Origin of the sequence: uncultured Solobacterium sp. (genome assembly GCF_963550625.1) — a bacterium.
In the GTDB taxonomy this organism is placed as follows: Bacteria; Bacillota_I; Bacilli_A; order Erysipelotrichales; family Erysipelotrichaceae; genus Bulleidia.
This window is the reverse complement of sequence record NZ_CAUVCV010000001.1, coordinates 252,563-273,464: the sequence shown is the minus strand read 5'-3', so window position 1 is coordinate 273,464 and position 20,902 is coordinate 252,563. Positions and strand designations below refer to the sequence as shown.

At 34.4% G+C, this 20,902-nt stretch carries 17 protein-coding genes; 3 read left to right on the top strand and 14 right to left on the bottom strand.

What is annotated here, in order from left to right; genetic code table 11:
- Positions 1 to 105 precede the first annotated feature (105 nt).
- Both RYK16_RS01300 and RYK16_RS01295 read right to left on the bottom strand, forming a co-directional pair.
- Positions 106 to 1,029 (bottom strand): transketolase C-terminal domain-containing protein, encoded by a 924-nt coding sequence (locus tag RYK16_RS01300; protein ID WP_314850259.1) that lies wholly within the window; start codon positions 1,027 to 1,029, stop codon positions 106 to 108.
- A gap of 2 nt (positions 1,030 to 1,031) precedes the next feature.
- The gene (locus tag RYK16_RS01295; RefSeq protein WP_314850258.1) at positions 1,032 to 1,847 is read right to left on the bottom strand and encodes a transketolase; all 816 of its coding nucleotides are present in this window, start codon (positions 1,845 to 1,847) and stop codon (positions 1,032 to 1,034) included.
- Positions 1,848 to 2,023: 176 nt separating this feature from the next.
- Between RYK16_RS01295 and RYK16_RS01290 the strand changes: the two genes are divergently transcribed.
- Positions 2,024 to 2,962, top strand: coding sequence for a P1 family peptidase (locus RYK16_RS01290; RefSeq protein ID WP_314850257.1), 939 nt, complete (start codon positions 2,024 to 2,026; stop codon positions 2,960 to 2,962).
- Positions 2,963 to 2,979: 17 nt separating this feature from the next.
- Complete coding sequence (locus RYK16_RS01285; RefSeq protein WP_314850256.1) at positions 2,980 to 3,564, top strand: HD domain-containing protein; 585 nt, start codon at positions 2,980 to 2,982, stop codon at positions 3,562 to 3,564.
- A gap of 53 nt (positions 3,565 to 3,617) precedes the next feature.
- Here the strand turns inward: RYK16_RS01285 and RYK16_RS01280 are convergent, their stop codons facing one another.
- Genes RYK16_RS01280 through RYK16_RS01230 form a run of 11 tightly spaced genes read right to left on the bottom strand, consistent with a single transcriptional unit; the run spans position 3,618 to position 15,977 of the window.
- On the bottom strand, positions 3,618 to 4,739 hold the full coding sequence (locus RYK16_RS01280) for a hypothetical protein (RefSeq protein WP_314850255.1): 1,122 nt from the start codon (positions 4,737 to 4,739) through the stop codon (positions 3,618 to 3,620).
- 15 nt (positions 4,740 to 4,754) lie between these two features.
- Positions 4,755 to 6,203, bottom strand: coding sequence for an MBOAT family O-acyltransferase (locus RYK16_RS01275; protein ID WP_314850254.1), 1,449 nt, complete (start codon positions 6,201 to 6,203; stop codon positions 4,755 to 4,757).
- A 34-nt stretch (positions 6,204 to 6,237) separates the two neighbouring features.
- Entirely contained in the window at positions 6,238 to 6,570 is a 333-nt protein-coding gene (locus RYK16_RS01270) for an EamA family transporter (protein ID WP_314850253.1), read from the bottom strand.
- The gene (locus RYK16_RS01265; RefSeq protein WP_314850252.1) at positions 6,570 to 6,908 is read right to left on the bottom strand and encodes an EamA family transporter; all 339 of its coding nucleotides are present in this window, start codon (positions 6,906 to 6,908) and stop codon (positions 6,570 to 6,572) included. Before RYK16_RS01265 ends, RYK16_RS01270 begins: the two co-directional genes overlap by 1 nt.
- 9 nt (positions 6,909 to 6,917) lie before the next feature.
- On the bottom strand, positions 6,918 to 7,712 hold the full coding sequence (locus RYK16_RS01260; protein WP_314850251.1) for a glycosyltransferase family 2 protein: 795 nt from the start codon (positions 7,710 to 7,712) through the stop codon (positions 6,918 to 6,920).
- A 34-nt stretch (positions 7,713 to 7,746) separates the two neighbouring features.
- On the bottom strand, positions 7,747 to 10,008 hold the full coding sequence (locus RYK16_RS01255) for a hypothetical protein (protein ID WP_314850250.1): 2,262 nt from the start codon (positions 10,006 to 10,008) through the stop codon (positions 7,747 to 7,749).
- Positions 10,009 to 10,060: 52 nt separating this feature from the next.
- Positions 10,061 to 10,855 carry a sugar phosphate isomerase/epimerase family protein gene (locus tag RYK16_RS01250; RefSeq protein WP_314850249.1) on the bottom strand — a complete coding sequence of 265 codons (795 nt, stop codon included), beginning with the start codon at positions 10,853 to 10,855 and terminating at the stop codon, positions 10,061 to 10,063.
- Positions 10,821 to 12,989, bottom strand: coding sequence for a hypothetical protein (locus RYK16_RS01245; RefSeq protein ID WP_314850248.1), 2,169 nt, complete (start codon positions 12,987 to 12,989; stop codon positions 10,821 to 10,823). Before RYK16_RS01245 ends, RYK16_RS01250 begins: the two co-directional genes overlap by 35 nt.
- On the bottom strand, positions 12,989 to 13,906 hold the full coding sequence (locus tag RYK16_RS01240) for an NAD(P)-dependent oxidoreductase (protein WP_314850247.1): 918 nt from the start codon (positions 13,904 to 13,906) through the stop codon (positions 12,989 to 12,991). Before RYK16_RS01240 ends, RYK16_RS01245 begins: the two co-directional genes overlap by 1 nt.
- A 9-nt stretch (positions 13,907 to 13,915) precedes the next feature.
- Positions 13,916 to 14,854, bottom strand: a complete 939-nt coding sequence (locus tag RYK16_RS01235) for a glycosyltransferase (RefSeq protein WP_314850246.1) — start codon at positions 14,852 to 14,854, stop codon at positions 13,916 to 13,918.
- On the bottom strand, positions 14,844 to 15,977 hold the full coding sequence (locus RYK16_RS01230) for an FAD-dependent oxidoreductase (RefSeq protein ID WP_314850245.1): 1,134 nt from the start codon (positions 15,975 to 15,977) through the stop codon (positions 14,844 to 14,846). The genes RYK16_RS01235 and RYK16_RS01230 overlap by 11 nt, the downstream gene beginning before the upstream one ends.
- A gap of 216 nt (positions 15,978 to 16,193) precedes the next feature.
- On the opposite strand from RYK16_RS01230, the gene RYK16_RS01225 reads away from it, so the two are divergent.
- Entirely contained in the window at positions 16,194 to 17,138 is a 945-nt protein-coding gene (locus RYK16_RS01225) for an acyltransferase family protein (RefSeq protein ID WP_314850244.1), read from the top strand.
- Positions 17,139 to 17,212: 74 nt separating this feature from the next.
- On the opposite strand, the gene RYK16_RS01220 is transcribed toward RYK16_RS01225, so the two are convergent.
- On the bottom strand, positions 17,213 to 20,785 hold the full coding sequence (locus tag RYK16_RS01220; protein ID WP_314850243.1) for a glucosaminidase domain-containing protein: 3,573 nt from the start codon (positions 20,783 to 20,785) through the stop codon (positions 17,213 to 17,215).
- Positions 20,786 to 20,902: the final 117 nt, after the last annotated feature.

Below are 20,902 nucleotides of genomic sequence, written 5' to 3'. Positions count from 1 at the left end.
TTTACAAAAAGGAATATATAAAAACAAGTACATTTTATGAAATTTTGTATCATGTATTAAAAAAGATTCACTACACTATTGTAGTAAATCTTTTCGTAATAACTTTTATAAAGCAGCCTTTACTTGTTCGTAAACGCCTTCGCCATCTAGCTTGTACTTAGCCATTAACTTATTAGCGTCTCCAGACTCAGCATAAGTATCTTGGATACCAATACGATGAATCTTCTTAGGGCACTTCTCTGCAGCAATTTCACAGATGAGTCCACCCAATCCACCGATTACGTTATGTTCTTCAGCAGTAAATACTACATCATATTTCGCTAGTAATTCAGCAATTTGTTCTTCATTGCATGGCTTGATAGCACATACGTCTACTACAGCTACTTCCTTACCTTCGGCACTTAATTTTTCAGCTGCCTTTAAAGCAGATTGAACCATCAAGCCACAAGCAAAGATAACAGCATCCTTACCTTCACGAACTACATGGACCTTACTAAAATCAAATACTGTATCTTCTGTATATACATCCTCAACAGAAGAACGACCAAGTCTTACATAACATGGTGTCTTTGTAGAAGCAACATGTCTAATAACTGCCTTTGTCTGTGCAGCATCACATGGTACATATACTTCCATACCTGGCACAACACGCATTAATGCGATATCTTCGATTGCTTGGTGAGATACACCATCTTCACCTACAGTAATACCTGCATGTGTACCACATACCTTAACGTTTAGGTGAGGATATGCAACACTATTACGAATCTGTTCCCAAGCTCTACCTGTGCAGAACATTGAGAAGGAAGATGCAAATGGAATAAATCCACTTGTCGCAAAACCAGCCGCATGACCAATCATATCGGATTCTGCAATACCCATATTGAAGAATCTTTCAGGTGCTACCTTTTTCGCATTTGCTGTCTTAGTACTTCCTGATAAGTCTGCATCTAACACTACAATCTTTTTATTTTCAGCGACTAATTCAGCTAACGCTTCGCCGTACGCTTCTCTTGTTGCCTTACCCATGACTACTCTGCCTCCAATTCTGCCATCGCTGCTTCAAATTGCTCTTGGTTAGGAGCCTTTCCATGCCATCCAGCATTGTTTTCCATAAAGGAAACACCCTTACCCTTAACAGTACGAGCGATAATCGCTGTTGGCTTGCCCTTTACTGTCTTTGCTTCAGCAAATGCAGCTTGTAATTCTTCCATATTATGTCCATCAACACAAATTACATGGAATCCAAATGCCGCAAACTTCTGATCTAATGGTTCAGGTCCAATAACATCAGATGTCTTACCATCGATCTGTAATCCATTTACGTCAACGATGGCACAAAGATTATCATTCTTATAATGAGCAGCAGCCATTGCAGCTTCCCAAATTTCTCCCTCTTCTGTTTCACCATCACCGATTAAGCAGTAGATACGATGATCATTGCCAGCTAATTTATTTGCCAATGCCATTCCATCAGCCACTGCAAAACCTTGACCTAATGAACCAGTAGACATATCGACTCCTGTCACATAGTTCATGTTTGGATGGCCCTGCAGTTTAGAGTCAATAGCACGGAAAGTCTTTAATTCTTCTTCTGCTAAAATACCCTTTTCAGCTAATACAGCATATAAGAGTGGTGATACATGTCCCTTCGATAATACGAAACGATCACGATCGATTCCACCAGCATTTTCCTTATTGATATCCATCACATCAAAATAAAGCACAGTAAGAATATCTGTAGCACCTAATGATCCTCCAGGGTGTCCAGATTGTGCAGTATACACTTGTCTTAAAATATTCTTACGAATATTCTTCGCGTGTAATTTTAAATCTTCAATTACCATTATACAGCCTCCTGTTTTATACTGTTTTTATATTAACATGTTCATAATAGATACAAAAGTTCTTTTCCCTAACATTTATCAAAAGGAAATGAAAGTATTCATTTATATGGAATATCGTTCATAAAATATTCCATTTCTCAATATTTTTTCTATACTATTTCTATGAAGGTGCTTATATGAAAAACAGTTTATTACAAGAAATCTCTATCCATGCATTCACAGAATTTAAACTAGGTAGTGCTGAATATCCAGAGTCAAATACTGGATGTACGGTTATCTTAAGTGAATCCGGATATCCTACCGGAATTGATATTCGTGGTGGTGCTCCTGCATCTAGAGAAAGTGGACTATTAAATCCACTCGCTTCTAATGATGGAGTGCATGCGATTATACTATCCGGAGGTAGTGCATTTGGTCTTGATACTGCTAGTGGCGTCATGAAGTTCTTAGCTGAGCGTAACATCGGATTTCCCACTGCTGCAGGTGTTGTACCTATTGTTTGTGCTTCCTGTTTGTTTGATTTAAACGGCAATCCAACACAGAAACACCCAGACGCAAACCTAGGCTATCAAGCATGTGAAAATGCATATCAAGGAATCTTTGAAGAAGGACGACATGGAGCCGGAACTGGTGCTACTATCGGAAAGATATATGGTCCAAAACAAGCCTCTCCTTCTGCTCTAGCAACTTATGCTGTACAACTAGGAGATTTAAAAGTAGGCGCTATCGTTGCAGTCAATGCAGTCGGCAATATCTATGATCCTACCTGCGGTAAGATACTCTCTGGTATTCGTAATCTGAAAGATGGTGGGTTTATTGATGCTGAAGAAGCACTATACACCGCAATCTTAGGTCGTGACCTATTTCATCAAAATACGACTATTGGTGCTATCATCACCAATGCAAAGCTGGATAAAACTGCACTTACAAAAATTACAGGCATGGCACACGATGGATATGCACGTGTCATCAAACCAGTACACACTACATTTGATGGAGATTCTATCTATGCAATGAGTTCTAGCACTATACCAGCAGACATCAATGTCGTAGGCACCATCGCTGCTTACGTTATGGAACAAGCAATTTTAAAAACTGTTAATTTTAGTGAATAGTCAGGAGCATATCACTCATGAATGAACGTTTACAAAAACAAATGGATTTCATCCTAGAGATCGATAAAGAAAAGAATATCTTCCGTCAGACTCATTTAACCAATCATGGACGAAATGAGAATGACGCAGAACATGCATGGCACATGGCTATCATGACCTATCTTTTAAAGGAACATGCAAATGAAAAGATTGATGTTGCTAAAACAATGATGATGTGTCTTATTCATGACATTGTTGAAATTGATGCAGGTGATACCTACGCATACGATACAGAAGGTCTAAAGACACAAAAGGCAAGAGAAGATCTCGCCAAAGAAAGAATCTATTCAATACTACCTGATGATCAAAAAGCAGAACTCATTGCTCTATTTGATGAGTTTGAAGCCAACGAAACTCCAGAAGCACGGTTTGCACATGCAATGGATAATTTCCAGCCCCTCTTACTAAACGACTCAAATAATGGTGGTGACTGGAAGGAACATCAGGTTACTGCAGAGAAGGTATATGGTCGTCAGTCTAAAACAAAACTTGGCTCAGAGGTCATCTACGAAGTGACAGATCAAATTCTTCAAAATCATATTAAAAAAGGTAATCTAAAATAACTTGCAAGCATGTAAAAAAGTCTCCTATACGAAGGCTTTTTTGCACATAATTTTTATTTGTTTCCAGTAATTTCTTTTTCAAGTTCCCTAGCAACTTCGAAGTCATCCTCATTATCAGTCTGTGTAAGTAAACTATCATAGTCAAAATTCATGTAATGATCATAGAGCTCTTTAAAGTAGTTTTTATAATTACTTTCGTTCAAGCGGCCAATATCTTTTTTCATTTGAGATAGCATCCAAGAATTTACCCATTCACCATAATGAGTATTATCTTTATAGTTATTTAGATTATCTGTAATATCAAAACGATTCCAACCAAATACATGGATATTTTTATGTTTAACTATTAGAGATAGCGCATACTCTTCAATTTCAATTTGTCGTTGAAGAATTCCATTCTCTTTCAGTTTCTTCCAGTAAAGTGCACTATATGGAGGTAGAAAATAATAGAACTGTGTATTTGGATATTGATCCGCAAGATTAGTAATATTTTGTTCAACTGTTCCACGAATCATCTCATCATCTATGACAGTGTAGTCAAACTCCCTCTCCTTAATCGATGTATTCAAAACAGCATCCCTACCAAATTTGTAAAAACTCATCCAATTTGAATAATCATCAAATGAAGTAATTCCAACTACACCTGTATTTTTTTTATCGTCATGCATTTTAAGAATTCGATTGTATAAAATATCCCTGTTAAGTAGATACTCAAAATCATTTAACGGATTATCATCATAAAGATACTCAGGATAATCACCCAAATCGTCACGCTTCTCATCTTTATCTACAAGGAAACCATATCTATCTAGCGAACGTATAACATATTTAATATTTGGATGTGTTTTTAAAGCAAGTTCAAGATTATCATTAACCTCTTTAAAGAAAGCTCCTGAAAAAGGCACCTTGATTGCATTACAATTAAAAATCTTATCCATCTCAGATGTTTTAAATGTCTCTGTCATAGAAGTTCCAGTAATAACTGCATCATACTCAAAATGCTTAATAATACCATTATTCTGACTGCGCTGGTTGTCTAGCACATAAAAGTATTTGTTTGTAAGAGGCTTATGGTAGTGCATATAAGGATCAACATAGATTGTCACAGAACTAATCGCAACAACACAAACAAGTACAACAACGGAAAATGTAAGTAACCACGTTTTATTTTTCATTGCGTATCACCTCCATTAGAAATTGAAATAAACAAATACAGACTCACTTCCAATGCAAGTCAAAGTGAAAACAAATAGAATTGCATAAAAGAAAGCCGTCACAATATTTTGCTTGTACTTTCTTCGATATGCGTTTTCAAATCCAAGGCATAAAATAAACCCTATCAAATAAAATATAAGCATCCAGAAACCTCTGATATTTCCTTCAAAGAAGTAAAGACGGAATACCTTGGTTATTATCTTTGTTTCGGGTACAACAAACACATTTAACAGCCCATCACTGATTGCTGTACTTTGGAATCTAAGCATTTGTGATAATGCATGTTTCCATTCTCCAATACTATTAGCCCGGAAGAGTAACCAAAGAACATTGATTGTAAAAAATGTAGCCAACCATTGTAATACCGGATGGATATTCTTTCTAAACTTTTCTACTAGACGGTCAAAAATACTAAAAACTCCATGTAGAATGCCCCATAGTATAAAAGTCCAGTTTGCACCATGCCAAATACCAGAAATTAGAAATACTATCATTGTATTTAAATATGTTCTAACTTCACCTTTTTTACTTCCGCCCAACGGAAAATAAATATATTCCGTCAAGAACTTTGTTAGTGAGATATGCCAGCGTTTCCAGAAGTCGCGAATAGAATAAGCTTTATATGGAGAATCAAAGTTTATTGGCAATTCAATATTTAACATTTTAGCAGAAGCTATCGCCATATCACTATATCCACTAAAGTCAAAATAGATTTGGAATGTATACGCAAGCATTACGAGGAATACATCCATTGATGTAATTTGCTTGAAGTCACCTACACTCCACGCCCATGCTACTGCCTTCGCAAATGTATCTGCTAAGATTACTTTCTTGAATAATCCAATGATAAACATTTGGATTCCATCAACCATATTTTGCGATGAAAAATTACGTTTGCTTTCATCATGAAATTGTGCGATTAGCGCACTTGGTGAAACAAGTGGTCCCATTAGAATCTTTGGAAAGAATGCGACATAATTTATGTAATCTAAAAACGAGTGTTCCTCCAATTTTCCACGATAGGAATCAACAATATATGCAATCTGCTGGAATGTAAAAAAACTAATACCAATTGGTAAGACCATCTTTGTCAGAGGAATATTCTTATGTAATAAATCATTTACTGTTAAAATTGCAAAGTTCGTATATTTAAAATAAAACAACAGTACAATATTAAAAACAATTCCCATCCAAAGTATCAGTTTGCTATGCATACGCTTCATCAACATCACTATGAGATAGTTAAATACAATACTGATTACAAGCCACTGAAATCCAGGTAATCCAGCGTATGCATAGAAGAATATAGATATAGCTGCTAAATATATCTTTGCAAAGAAATAACTGAATTTGTTAATTACAAAATATCCTAATATTGTAACTGGTAAAAACAGTAACATATATACATAAGTATTAAATTGCATATCCTTCTCCTCTTATGACGTACAACAGAATTTTCTAATAAATTGAAATAATGATGGCTCCAGTTAATATTAGACAAACACCAATAATCTTCTTAACTGTAATTGTTTCTTTTAAAATAAGGTAGGATAAAATCATTGTCCAGATATATGTTAGTGATGTCAGTGGTAAAATCACAGAGTAATCTAACACCTTTAATAACCATATATTTAATATCGCTGAAGATACATAAAGAAAACCACCTATATATAGATTGATATTCTTTATCATATCTATAAGACCTTTTGATGCCGATGCCTTTTTCAAGAATAATGATGCTACAGATCCAAACATCGTCATGATTAATAATACGATATAATATATCAGCATTATTCATCACCTCCTGCAATCATAATAACTCCACAGGTAATGATGATAACACCCATCACTTTATATATCGTTATTGCTTCATGAAGTACAAAAGCAGCTAATAAAATACTTAAAACATAATTTAAACTCAGCATTGGTTGTAATACAGATAGTTTTCCAAACTTATAGGCAATAATCATAATTAGTGCACCTGCACCATAAAATACAAAACCTGCTAGCATGAAAAGAAGGCCTTGCGTAGCAGATAATTTCCATAATAATTGTCCAACACATACACAGATAGAGGATACTAACATTAGTAGTATCCCTTTCTTATTCTTTTGAATCGATTCAATCATAATGTCACCTTATTGCGGGTTATACGCACCCTGCATGTTTTTAAATAAGATACGTAATAACTCTGAATTACCTTTAAAGAAACTAATCTTTGTAGGTGTCTTTCCTGTCTTTGGGTATGCCCGTGTAACAGGAATCTCACATGCCTTCATTCCTAACTGTGTTGCACGTACAGAAAGATACGCAAGTAATTCATATGTCATAAAGATATCACGTAAAGGTTGTACACGAATATCAGTCAAATATCTTCTTGAATACGCACGATATGCATTTGTTGTATCTGTAAACTTCTGTCGTGCGGTAAGAGAAATAACAGGTGCGTGAATGAAACGTACAGATACTGTACGAATAAATGGTGTATTGATTGCTTTACCACCTTCTATAAAACGTGACCCTTGTACCAAGTCATATCCTTCTTTTAATTTTTGAATAAAATTTGGAACGTCTTCAATACTATCTTTATTATTTCCATCAATGGTAATTACACCTTCATAACCTCTTTCAAGGGCCCATGAGATTCCCATACGTAATTGTGCACCCTGTTTTCCTTCATCACGCTTAATCAACAATGTATTTACATCAAGACTACGCAACGATACTTCATCAGTACATCCATCTGTTGAACCACCATCACAGATTACAATATCCGCATAATCAGAAATATGTTGTTCCTTTGCCCTAGTAAGTTCCTTTGTAATGCGGTCTCCTTCGTTAATAATTGGAATTAGCACTACATAATCTTTCGTTTTTTCAGCGTACTCAAAGCATTCATACTTTGGCACTCCAGGTCTTTTCTCAACAATCATAATTGCCATCCTTTCAAAAGAAACCGAATGAATTTTATCGTATTTGGATAAAATTTTCCATGTTATCATCCTCTTCGATAGTCTCTTCTACCGTAATGTAAACACCATCATCTTCAGGACTAATATTTGTAACGGTATATTCTTTGCCATGATAAATGACTTTCTTAGCATCGGCAGTATCATTTACATATCTAGCATACTTTTGAATAATAAATTGATTTTTCTCAACATTAGTAGAAAGAAGCGGGATATATCTCGATGATACGCCATAAATAGCATCACATTTTGCTTCATTCACGTTCAGAACCGTACTATGTGATGGTTGTGAGGTAATTGTAACTTCACCACGGCCATTTGAAATTTCAACCGGAATGTATTCCGCTGATATAGGTCGTAAATGATTATGATCATAGAATAGACCACCAACAGGGTAAAGTTTCCCAGTATTTTTCACTTCCAGCTCTCTTCGGAACATTACCTTAGAACTAAGATTACCTTTTTTTTCTACACGATAATCCACATATACATCTGCTATACCATTAACTGTAGAATCATTACATATCACTTCAATCTTTTGTGAAGTTGCACTTATTTCTGTCACTTTTAATGTAAAACCATCATGAATTGTAGTTGTTTCACCATCTGCATTTCTTTCCCAATAGGTCTCATAAGTATTTGCAAATACAGGATGCCAACTTTGATAAAGTTCGCGATAGAAGAACCAGTTTGCACGCTTCATCCAGAATGACCAGTCTGTATAATCATCGCGGATTGTTGCAGCATACTTGAATGTTCCATTCTTGAATGCATCTAAATACGCCTGACGTTGTTTATCACCTAATGCATGAATAATATAGTCTATTCCTGTTGGTTGGAACTTTCCTTCCATTAATTCCTGTGCAGTCGCGTATGTTGCAAAGAAGTCTTCACCATTCAAGAATGCATGAGCAGCATACAAGTCATTGTTTAGTGTTGTCATATAGCCACCCATCTGTGGTACATACAATCCACTTTGACCAAGAACTTTCATTGTCATAAGGTCTTTCATAGTAGAACTTACCCATGCAAGTGATAGTACTACAGACCCAACCACCAGATTACGTCGTAACCGTTGGCTTTCAAACAGTGAATTTAGAACATTAAACAATTCAACTGAAATTGTTAGAAGAAGTACAATAAAACTAACTTCATACAACTGACCATTACTAATCAATCTATACTCATTTACAACCGCAAAACACGACATATTGATAAAGGCTAAAATACCATATCGTTTACATGCTTCCGCTGTTCCTCTAGCATCAAATAATTTTTTCAAGTATAGCAGTACTAATAAGCCCTGAACTAACATGACAAAACTAAAATCTACGTCAAATAAATAATAGCTTCTATAATAATTGTTATTAAAGAACCAAGACTGATATCCTCCAGTACCAAATGTGAATGTTATCCATCCCTTAAAGTTACCAAAGGTAAGAATTTCCACAACCAGAAATAGGGATACAAATGAAACTAAGATGGATGATAATAACACCCCAATTGCAAAAGTAATTTTTCTTTCCCTCGATAGAGCAAGGAAAGCATTCATAAGGATTAAGCATAGCCAACTACCAATGCCATAATCATTACTCCAACAAAAGCTCATACCTGCTACAATTGCAATATAAAAATAAGGTAAATACTTTTTAAATTTAACTTCTTTTTTCTGAATCCACTTTGTATAGATTAAATATCCCAAATAAATTAATATACATGCATGTACTAAAATAGTACCTCTCATCATTCTTGCAGAATTACCTGGCAGTAATGAATAACGTAAAGCTTTTAAAAGACCATCACTATTTGCCAGAATATTTTCAAAGAAGATCGGTATAATTAAGATAATTGTTAAAACAGTAGTTGTGAGAATTACCGCCTTTTCTTTATTCCTTAAAACAGCCCAAGAAATAAGCATAATAAATAGTGCAAATCCAAAAAAAGTCAGAAACGTATAAGCATATAGCGAACTTTGATAAGTACCGCCAAAAAGAACTGTAAATAATGTTCCTAGGTAAAGATGCCCTAATCCAAGATAATCTGCATACTCTTTAAAAGGGACTTGCCCTGCAAGAAATCTTCTTACAGGATTATAATTCTGAAAAGTTCCATTAATCGGAACGAAATTTGCTAAACTAGCATCCTTAAAAGTATGAATTAGACAAATCAATAACATTAAAAGGGTCCCAAGAATAAACAGCTTATTTTCTAGAATCTTTTGCCAAATTATACCTTTCTTTTTCTTATCTGACTTTCTCATAAAACCTCCTGAAATAGTATCTAAACTGTCCTATTTCATATATTTATTTATCCTATTTTTCCTGAAACAATCTCGCAACATATTTCAATTTCTCATCTAAAATTGCAAGATTATCAACCTTTCCCATTTCAATGGATACATATCCCTGATACCCCTCTGAAAGAAGTACATTTCTTAAATCTATATGAAGTTTTCTTTCTTCAATTGGCTTTAAGTTTGGTTCACTGATATGAACATGATTAATATATTCAATATTTCCGATTAATTCACCAATAGACTCACCATTATAAATCATAGTTCCTACATCAAGATTCAACTTAAAACCTTCTGAGTTTACCTGCCGAATTAACTTTAGTGCAGATTCTGTATTATTAATAAAATTGGTGTTATAGATAGGTGGATTTGCTTCCATACCAATTACAGTATCCTTTGATAATGCATACTCACCCAATTCTCTAAAGAATTCTATTGCTATAGCCTGATCTTTATCTTCAGATAGCACTCTATTTCTTGGGCAGCCAAAAACTAGATTTTTACAACCAATTGCATGTGCAAAATCAATTGCTTTCTTCGTATAGTCTATTAATATTCGACGTTCTTCTTCTGTACCAAAGATTTTTTCTTGGCGACCATACCAAATTGACTGCATTGATGGAACAATGAATCCATATTCTCTGTGTAATTCTTTTGCCCAATCAATTGCTTCTTCTAATTTATCATATGGTAAAACAGGGAAAATCCTAGTTGGAGCTATCTCCAAACCTGAATATCCATACTTCTTCATCAGTTGATAAACTGCATTATCGTTATTTTCAGTCCATCCAATATTTGATATCGATAGCTTCATTACTCTTACCCCTCGCTCGATGATTGTTCACGACACTAGAAAATTGATCAAAAATAATATAAATACATACCTGAATAAAGCCAAAATACCACAGTACAAAATTTAGGAAAGTATGCACATAGGAATGTGACTTAGCAAGTACAATCCACGAAATGGAAGTAAGGAATGTGACAATATATAAAGCAACTTTAATTACATCCAATTTTCTATTGTGGAAGTCATATGCAAATATTCCTAATGGAATAATACAAATAACCTGAAATAGTTTGCCTGAAACTCCTACTACGATATCTGTGTCAAAATGAAAATATCGGCAAAGAACTTCCCAAATAGACGCATTCATAGAATCCCATAGGTTTGTAGAAAGTTGGTTCAAATCTGCACCCGAAGTTCTTCTTAATACATCACTTTTGAAAATGGTAATAATACCTTCAAGAAGATTTCCATTTCCTCTAAGAATTGCATGCATGCATATAGCAGTTGTAAAACCTAGTACTGCAACAATACCCATTACAAACGTTGTTCGGAAAATTAGAATGGATTTCTCTTTGTTTTTCGACAGCATTGCATTTACCAAGTCAACAAGCAGGAAAGTAATCAATCCCATCATCACAGTAGATATATATTCGTACCCACATAAGCACTTAATTAATATTGATACAAATGCAAGCATGTACGAAATACATCTTGCCTTGAAGTCATTTATATTTATTGAACAGTATAAACCAACTGCCATTGGTATAAACCAGGTAAATTCAACCCAATAAAGATTCTGCGCAAACATCGCTGTCCAAGGTGACAACCAGAAAGTGAGTAGAAAGCATCCTGCCAAGATTGCATTGTACTTTTTCTTGATTAATAGACTGATAACAATGAATACAAGAGCTGTCATCATACTACATGCAAGTTTTAGTAAATCTAGTGCAGTATCACCATTATGTAAAACTCTATAAACGAGTCTAAATACCTTCCCTTGTAAACCAAATTGTTGTTTATATGGGGAAAGGTATCCTCGAGGTAAATCACTTCCACTCGCATCGATGAACACCGCATAATCTAACGCACCTTGTTTAGCAACACTTAAGACAGGTCCATCTAAGTCAACACGATAATTATCGCCAATCTTTTTAATATCCTTAATGGCGTATGTATCTCCATTTTGAAATCTTATTTTTTTTGCAGTTTCGGATATTTTAATAATATAGGGACTATCATTTACTAAGATAGCTGACTCTGTATTTGAATAACCCTCCGTCCACTCATCATTATTTGTGTATGGATTTCTCATCCCATAATAGCTACCGTTAATACTTGAATAACGGCCTAGTCCATATTGATATGTATCATCGGCCACAAAGAAATCATTATATCTCTCTGCTTCTGCAATACCTGTATTCAAACTGTCATTATATGTTTGAAAAGATGTATTACTTGCAGTTTGACCATAAAGAGAACTGAATATGAAATTCCAGCTTAGTAAAGTAACAAGTATTCCAACGACACCTAGTAGTCGTATAGTTTTCTGCTTCTTTTCAGTGAATCGAGTAGATAGCAAGATAATCCAAAGAGAAATTATCATATTACATATCAAGATACGCGTTTCATGATTAAATGTTGCTTTCTTGTATGCAAAACTTAATAAAACTTCTCCTGATGGATTCTCTTCAGACATATATGATGTTGTAGCCTTCTGTAGAGTTATATTCCCATTTGTTCCAGTTGTAGAGATATGCAATGTATATTGACTTCCGATTTGATACTTTGCCTTTGTATAAAATTTATACCAAGTCTCTGACTTAACGTTGGCCACTTCTACTTCACTATGATCAATAATCTTGCCATTATTATCTTCAATTGTAAGTATGAGGCTTCCCTGTGTAGAATCTTGCTTTACTATATATACTTCCACACCTGTCATATGTTTTCTTGCAGGCACAAAAGTAGTCGTAAATTTGCCACCGTTAGTCAAATCATATTCACCGATTAAATCTTTACTTGCGATGGTATTAATATCCTCTTCATTTGCGAAATAGCCATGTTGAAAAGCGTTCAATGGTCCAATCATTACCAAGAGCGTTAATAAAAGCAATGACAACACTGCAAATACAATATTGTTTTTTGCTTGTTTCAACATTATCTAGCCTCCACAAACTGTTTGATATCAGCTAGTACAGTTTTCTTATCACAGATATATCCATTTTGACCATCATAAAGCGTGTCATGGATTGTCTTATAGTCATAGTTTGCAGGAGTTCCATTTAGTTCATTTACAAACTGTTCTCCTGTTAAGTATTCATATACTTCTCCTGCCGATACAGGTTCTGTTGCAGGATGCCACATATGAAGATTATTCTCTAATGCCACTTCAATATCACTCCATAATCTGCCAAGATTATAGAATTGATATACACTTCTACTATCTGTAAAGTTAAGTGCGGAGAATTGCAATGCCTTAAACTTACTCTTTAATCGTTCTCTATCTTCCTCATGACAATTTACTTTATAGAAACCATTGTCCTGCAATACATAATACTTCTCTAAAGAAGAATCTTTTTGAACCAACTCATCAAACTTCTCTTTCTTTAACATAAATGGAATTACGTTGATAAAGTCAAAGATAAAATTCTTCTTAATATTCTTTCCAAATAAACCAGGTAAACGAATAATCAACGCATCTGGATAATGCTCTTTCACCCAAATTTCTAGTTGATAGCGATTATACCCATATGCATGCAGGTTAACTGTATCAATTGTAGAATTTTCATCCACATTAACAGGCACCTTGAAAACATCAATTGTTGAAATGAGTACGAGTTTCTTAGGATTGATCTTTGTAATATTATCTTCTGCTTGAATAATTAGTGCCATATCTTGTTCTGGTGCACTATTTGCCAAATATTTTTCAGCGCGTAATCCAGCATATACTAATAAATCTGGATTAGTACCAAAAGCATCTTCAATATTTTTAGAATTATATACTGCATCGAAATCAGTAGCAGCGTAAATATTACTTCCAACAAAACCTGTATAACCAACGAGTGCCTTCTTCATAAAAATCTCCTACTTCGTTAACTTCTCAATATTTTCAAAACTATATTGTTTTCTCTTGAACACCAAATCAACTAATAACTGTAGATACTTGATGATAATAGTTAAAATTCCAAATAATCCAAAAAATGCGACGGATAAGAATAAAATGGTTGTTGTCCATCCAACAACTGGATTGGCTGTAAGATACACAACGACAGAATAAAGTACCATAAATACAGAAACAATCATCATAAATACTGTCATAAACTTCGCAAATCGATAACCAATCTCTGTAAATAATAGTAATGAGTTTGCCGCGAGATTTGAGCGATACTTCTTCTCACGCACATCCTCTTCTAACGCAACATTATTTACAACCTCATACTTGAGATTATCTGTCTTAAGACCGCAGTTTGCATATACAACCTTGCGATATGGGATTGTCTTATTCATTGAACTAACACGGTTAATGACACGTCTACTTAAAATTCTAAAACTTTCTGTTGTCATCTTATATGAATAGTCAGTAAATCGATCAAACACTTTATAGAATAAGCTTGATGTAAACTTTTCCTTACGATTTGGTGATGCACTAACAATATCGTATCCCTTCAAGGAACGATAATAGATTGTCATAATCATTTCTGGTTCAAAGTCTAATGTTGTATTATCAAATTCAAACACGAAGTCTCCAATAGACATATCAATACCTGCATCCATGGATAACTCTAAACCATGAAAGTAGCTCATATTGATTACAGATACACTAGTAGATTTTGCAATTTCACTTGTCTTCTTGATAATTTCTAACGACTTATCATCAGAAGCATCATTGACACAAATCACTTCAGAGTGTGCAAAGTTATCTTCCATTGTAGAAATAATAGTCTTCAAAAACTTCTCTAATCGATTTTCTGCGTTTCTTACGTAAACTACTGCTGACGCAAAATTCTTTTCCTTATTCTCCATCACTCAATACCTCATCTAAGTCATATACTGTATTAATTTTTCCTGAGAGTACCCCAACAAACGTTGGATTCTCAGAATATTTACGAATTACTGTAGGTCTAGAATCATCAATCTCCGAACTCATTAGAATTGGCTTCATGGAGAAGAGTGATCCTTTATACTCAAATCCATACTCGTCAAGCATGTATTTTCTGGCAAGATTTGCCATGTATGGGAAAGCTGTCTTAGGCTTTGCTGGACAGTCATTACAGTTACCTAAATGCGTTGGAGAACAGTAACCACCACTCTCCTTCTGACATTCAAATGTAGGTAAGCCATCATAACTTGTTGTATGCGGTGTAAATGTTACTGACGTAAGAGAATGCAGTCCTGTCTTACCAAATGGCATAATGGAGAAGAATGGTCCATCCATGACAGTAAAGCCAATATCTTTCAACTTCTCATTTACTTCACACAAGATAATTTCGCATAACTCATACTTGATACCAAACTTTTCAAATCCAACTTTTTCTAAAATTTGATTTGTACTAGCATAGGTCGCATTTAATACAAAGCCTGATTCATAGTCAATTCCTTCAGCCGTATGAATAATATAAGAATCGCTTGTCTTATCAATTGTCGTAATATTAACTCCATACTTAATGGTAACTTCAGTAGAGTATTTTTTAAGTTCTTCTAGAAAATAATCTAATAAAATCATTGCGTCATACGTGTATTCTCTTGTTCTAAATACACCATCACACATTCCTTGTTTGAAATAATTTTCTGGCACCAATTGTTCACATGGAATATCAGCTGCCTTACAGAAGTCTTTAAATTGTTTCCCATCAGACCAAGAATACTGGCTAGATGTAGCATAAATCTGATCAAACTCACGATTGATACAGAAATCATAGTCTTTATTAAAACGTTCAAAATAACCTGCAGACTTTAGTGCCGTGGAAATAGAGCGTGGATAATGATAACCTTGGTGAACTCTAGCTTGATTAATATATGTAGCTCTTCTAAATGGTGTAGGATCACATTCTAAGACAATAACTTTCTGACCTCTTTTCGCACAAAAGAGAGCTGAATATAGCCCATATAATCCAGCACCAATGATAATTTTGTCATATCTTTCCATACACCTTATCTCCATTTTTCACTCTTTCAAACATGAATTTTCGATATGAAGATGATACAAAATTCATGCATAAAAAACATAGAATCACACTATAAATAATATACCAACATTGTGTTTTCCTCAACCTGATTCAAACCGTTAATACGTTGATTAATATTGAAAAACATGCCTACCAAAGTTCTCTCTGCTTTCTTAATATAACAGCTTTTTATCACTATGATTTATGCATATATTTTTATTAGAAATGCACTTTCATTTTTAAATAAATCTATCGATTATAAAAATAGAATTAACCCATCTCAATTAAATCTATTTTGCTTTCTTTTTGAAATTGCAATTAAAAGACGATTTCATTTTATTAAATCTAAAATTAAACGATTATTAGTTCCTTTCTTTGCTGCAGGCTTTTTCTTCATGTTACCAATAAAGTTTCTTGGGGATTTCTATACTTTTAATGGAATGATTCAAGCTATTTTGTCCTATTGGCGAGGTGGTTTGGAGGCTGATGATGGACATTTATGGTTTCTTGCAGCTCTCTTTTGGTGCTTAATAATATTTGGAACTCTTATACAGTTACTAAAAAAAGTACATATTGAAAATGTATTTATACCGTTTATTATCTGTTTTATTATTGCTACACTTGCATCAAAATACCCTATTACTGATTTCATGGAAATCAATAATGGTCTAAAGTTCATTCATTGGTTAGTAGCTGGTTATGTATTTGAAAAATATCGTCGCTTTTACAAATTCTCATATATGCGCAGTTTTATAATTTGTATCATCTTCGTATGTTTTCATTTATGGAATCGTCAAGTACATTTCTATAACCACTATTTCCTAGTTATCTTTGGAATTATCTTTTCCATTGCATTTGCAAATGTATTGTCTCCTATTTTTAAATATTTAGATAAAAATTTCCACAAAGGATACCGAAAATTTATAGACAAACTTTTTGTTATCTATCTCTTCCATGATCCTCTTGAGTATTTAGTACTTAGAATCTTCTTTAATAGAAATTTATTATCTTCTAGTTTTGGTTGTTATGCGTATCTTTTTATGAGAACTGTTGGAGTTATTCTATTCAGTTTACTCATTAGTAGTATTATTGATTTTATCTTGGGACTATTAAAGTCAAGATTAGCAAAAGTAACTGTATAAATCTTTTTATCACTATAAGAAAGTAAAGAGTCAACTACAAACTCTGAACATAGAGTTTTGTAGTTGACTTCTTTTTAATCATATTTTGTTAAATTGTAGGTCTGTACTACTCTCATTGTATTTTGAACATATGTTGAACTTGTTGCATATCCCGCTTGTTTAATATATGTCAAATACTCTTCTGGAGTTGTAGCTGTCTTAATCTTCGCATAATTAGGGAACTTGGTGAATTCGAAATATCCACGTACACCTTCCTCTATGCTGTTATATGCTCTGAAGTTATCACGAATATTTGTGTAAGTTCCTGGAACATATTCTTCCTGTGTAGCCATATTAACAGACTTGCCCGTCCAATATGGTCCAGCCTTCAACCCAAAGTAGTTATGATACTTAGCAGATAGCGTTGATCTTCCCCAGTTACTTTCAAGAATAGCTTGAGCAAGAATTCCGCTATTCACCTTAATACCATACTGTGCTGAGTACTTACGAATGTAATATGCCATTACCTGAATGAACTCTTCATTTGTGTAATTTTCTCGCAATGTTTTTGGTGAAGCACTCTTTCCATATTCGAAGTATTCTTCTTCTCCATTTTCCATCTGTACCCAACCATTTGCAAAATATCCGTTAAGTGCATAAACGCCATTTACCCATCCGTTAGCATACTTGCCATCCTTATATACGCGCTGCTCTCCAGCATAAGTTTGTAAACCTTGCGCAAGTATTCCATTTAAATAAAGACGTTCATCACCGTTAGCATCAATTCCCTTACCAGTTAAACGTACACCGTCTTTATAGAATAAGTAGTATGTTCCATCTATTGGCTCTGCATGACGCACCCAGCCATTGGCAATATAACCACTTACATAATACTTACCATCTCTAAATCCTGTAACGAGATTTCCATCCTCATATAAGCGATATTCATCTTCATAATTTTGCATGCCTTGAGCTAAGATTCCGTTGATGAATAAATGTTCTCCATTTGCATCGGTTCCGATACCGGTTAAACGCACACCATCTTTATAGAATAGATAATATTTACCATCTATCGGCTTTTGATGGAACATCCAACCATTTGCCAGCACTCCATTGATATAGTACTTCTCATTATGCACATCGACCACATTACCATCCTTATAATACTGATATTGACCAGCATGATAATTATATCCCTGTGCTAATAAGCCATTGATAAACAAATGTTCTCCATTTGCATCTTTGCCAATGCCTGTTAAGCGTACACCATTTTCATAGAATAGATGATATGCACCATCTACTGGTTGTTGATGGAAGTACCATCCATTCATTACATCTCCATTAACAAAGAGACGTTTCTTACCATTGTATTCATACACACCTTGTGCAAGCAAACCATTAACGTAATAATGCTCTTCATTTTTAGCATCAATGCCCATGCCAGTTAGACGCTCACCATCTTTGTAGAAATAATAGTAATGGCCATCTACTGGTTTTTCATGGAACATCCAGCCATTGGCTTCATGCCCATTAACGTAGTATCTATTTCCAATAAGTCCTGTAAATCTATCACCATTCTTAAAATAAATCTGTTCTCCATCCTGGATATGTAGTCCTTCCGCAAGAAGACCATCTACATAATAGTGCTCTTCATTTTTAGCATCGATTCCTTTACCAGTGAGACGTACTCCATCTTTATAGAATAGATAATATTTACCATTAATTGGTTCTCTATGGAATACCCAGCCGTTTGCAATATAACCACTTACATAGTACTTGCCATTTCTATATCCTGTTACTGGATCACCTTTTTCATATAAAAGTTCCACTCCAGTAATATTTTGAAAACCTTCTGCAAGGACACCATTTACATAGTAGTGCTCTTCATTTTTAGCATCAATTCCCTTACCAGTTAAACGTACTCCATCTTTGTAGAATAGATAATGATAACCATCAATTGGCTCTTTATGATACATCCAACCATTAGCTATATAACCATTCACATAATATTTATCTGTAGCTTCACCAATAGGGTCACCATCTTTATACAAACGTGTTACGCCATCAAAAGTATTGTATCCTTGTGCAAGTAATCCATTATAGTAATAATGTTCCTCACCCTTCGCATCAATACCCTTACCAGTTAAACGTACTCCATCTTTGTAGAATAGATAATACTTGCCATCGATTGGCTCTTTGTGGAACATCCAGCCATTTGCGATATATCCACTTACATAGTACTTACCATTTCTAAATCCTGTTACTGGATCTCCCTTTTCATATAGAAGATCAGTACCTATTAAATTATGAATACCTTCTGCAAGGATACCATTTACATAATAGTGCTCTTCATTTTTAGCATCGATTCCCTTACCAGTTAAACGTACTCCATCTTTATAGAATAGATAATACTTACCATCAATTGGCTCTTTGTGGAACATCCAGCCATTAGCAATATAACCACTTACATAGTATTTGCCATTTCTAAATCCTGTTACTGGATCTCCCTTTTCATATAGAAGATCAGTACCTATTAAATTATGAATACCTTCTGCAAGGATACCATTTACATAATAGTGTTCTTCGTTTTTAGCATCGATTCCCTTACCAGTTAGACGTACTCCATCTTTATAGAACAGATAATACTTACCATCAATTGGCTGTTGGTGGAACATCCAGCCATTGGCAATATAACCACTTACATAGTATTTACCATTTCTAAATCCTGTTACTGGATTACCTTTCTCATAGAAAAGAATAACACCATTGATATTTTGTAAGCCTTCTGCTAGAACACCGTTTACGTAGTATTTACCAGAATCGATAGTAGTGATTGGGTCTCCATTTTTATAGAGACGAGTCACTCCATCAATAGTAACATTTCCTTCTGCAAGGATACCATTTACATAATAGTGCTCTTCGTTTTTAGCATCGATTCCCTTACCAGTTAAACGTACTCCATCTTTATAGAATAGATAATACTTACCATCAATTGGCTCTTTGTGGAACATCCAGCCATTAGCAATATAACCACTTACATAGTATTTGCCATTTCTAAATCCTGTTACTGGATCTCCCTTTTCATATAGAAGATCAGTACCTATTAAATTATGAATACCTTCTGCAAGGATACCATTTACATAATAGTGTTCTTCGTTTTTAGCATCGATTCCCTTACCAGTTAGACGTACTCCATCTTTATAGAACAGATAATACTTACCATCAATTGGCTGTTGGTGGAACATCCAGCCGTTAGCTATATAACCACTTACATAGTACTTGCCATTTCTAAATCCTGTGACTGGATTACCATTCTCATACAGAAGATCTATACCATTGTAACTCTGTATTCCTTGAGCAAGCACACCATTAATAAATAAATGTTCACCATCCGCATCGGTACCCATACCAGTTAAACGTACACCATCTTTATAGAATAAGTAGTAGTACCCATCTACTGGTTGTTCATGGAACACCCATCCATTAGCAAGAACATCACCAACATAGTATAGTGAACTTGTTTTTAATGCCCCTAATACTCCTTGCTGTCGGTTTGCATATTTTGCAACTTCAGATGCATGAACTTCATATAACTTTGCAGTTGATGAACAAAAAACTGATGCAATCATCAACTTAGCAAAAATACTCGCTGGTGTAGTCTTCCTCATTCTTTCTCTCCCTTACATTTAACGTATATATAGCACGCTTAGCGATAATGTGAACACATTGTATTATTAAAAAATCATAATTGTCAAATACTCTAAAATCATCACTACTCTTCTTTT

Bases quoted from the DNA above. Each gene is read 5' to 3' on its own strand.
- RYK16_RS01300 (WP_314850259.1), bottom strand. From the start codon at position 1,029: ATGGGTAAGGCAACAAGAGAAGCGTACGGCGAAGCGTTAGCTGAATTA.
- RYK16_RS01295 (WP_314850258.1), bottom strand. From the start codon at position 1,847: ATGGTAATTGAAGATTTAAAATTACACGCGAAGAATATTCGTAAGAAT.
- RYK16_RS01290 (WP_314850257.1), top strand. From the start codon at position 2,024: ATGAAAAACAGTTTATTACAAGAAATCTCTATCCATGCATTCACAGAA.
- RYK16_RS01285 (WP_314850256.1), top strand. From the start codon at position 2,980: ATGAATGAACGTTTACAAAAACAAATGGATTTCATCCTAGAGATCGAT.
- RYK16_RS01280 (WP_314850255.1), bottom strand. From the start codon at position 4,739: ATGAAAAATAAAACGTGGTTACTTACATTTTCCGTTGTTGTACTTGTT.
- RYK16_RS01275 (WP_314850254.1), bottom strand. From the start codon at position 6,203: ATGCAATTTAATACTTATGTATATATGTTACTGTTTTTACCAGTTACA.
- RYK16_RS01270 (WP_314850253.1), bottom strand. From the start codon at position 6,570: ATGCTGATATATTATATCGTATTATTAATCATGACGATGTTTGGATCT.
- RYK16_RS01265 (WP_314850252.1), bottom strand. From the start codon at position 6,908: ATGATTGAATCGATTCAAAAGAATAAGAAAGGGATACTACTAATGTTA.
- RYK16_RS01260 (WP_314850251.1), bottom strand. From the start codon at position 7,712: ATGATTGTTGAGAAAAGACCTGGAGTGCCAAAGTATGAATGCTTTGAG.
- RYK16_RS01255 (WP_314850250.1), bottom strand. From the start codon at position 10,008: ATGAGAAAGTCAGATAAGAAAAAGAAAGGTATAATTTGGCAAAAGATT.
- RYK16_RS01250 (WP_314850249.1), bottom strand. From the start codon at position 10,855: ATGAAGCTATCGATATCAAATATTGGATGGACTGAAAATAACGATAAT.
- RYK16_RS01245 (WP_314850248.1), bottom strand. From the start codon at position 12,989: ATGTTGAAACAAGCAAAAAACAATATTGTATTTGCAGTGTTGTCATTG.
- RYK16_RS01240 (WP_314850247.1), bottom strand. From the start codon at position 13,906: ATGAAGAAGGCACTCGTTGGTTATACAGGTTTTGTTGGAAGTAATATT.
- RYK16_RS01235 (WP_314850246.1), bottom strand. From the start codon at position 14,854: ATGGAGAATAAGGAAAAGAATTTTGCGTCAGCAGTAGTTTACGTAAGA.
- RYK16_RS01230 (WP_314850245.1), bottom strand. From the start codon at position 15,977: ATGGAAAGATATGACAAAATTATCATTGGTGCTGGATTATATGGGCTA.
- RYK16_RS01225 (WP_314850244.1), top strand. From the start codon at position 16,194: ATGATTTATGCATATATTTTTATTAGAAATGCACTTTCATTTTTAAAT.
- RYK16_RS01220 (WP_314850243.1), bottom strand. From the start codon at position 20,785: ATGAGGAAGACTACACCAGCGAGTATTTTTGCTAAGTTGATGATTGCA.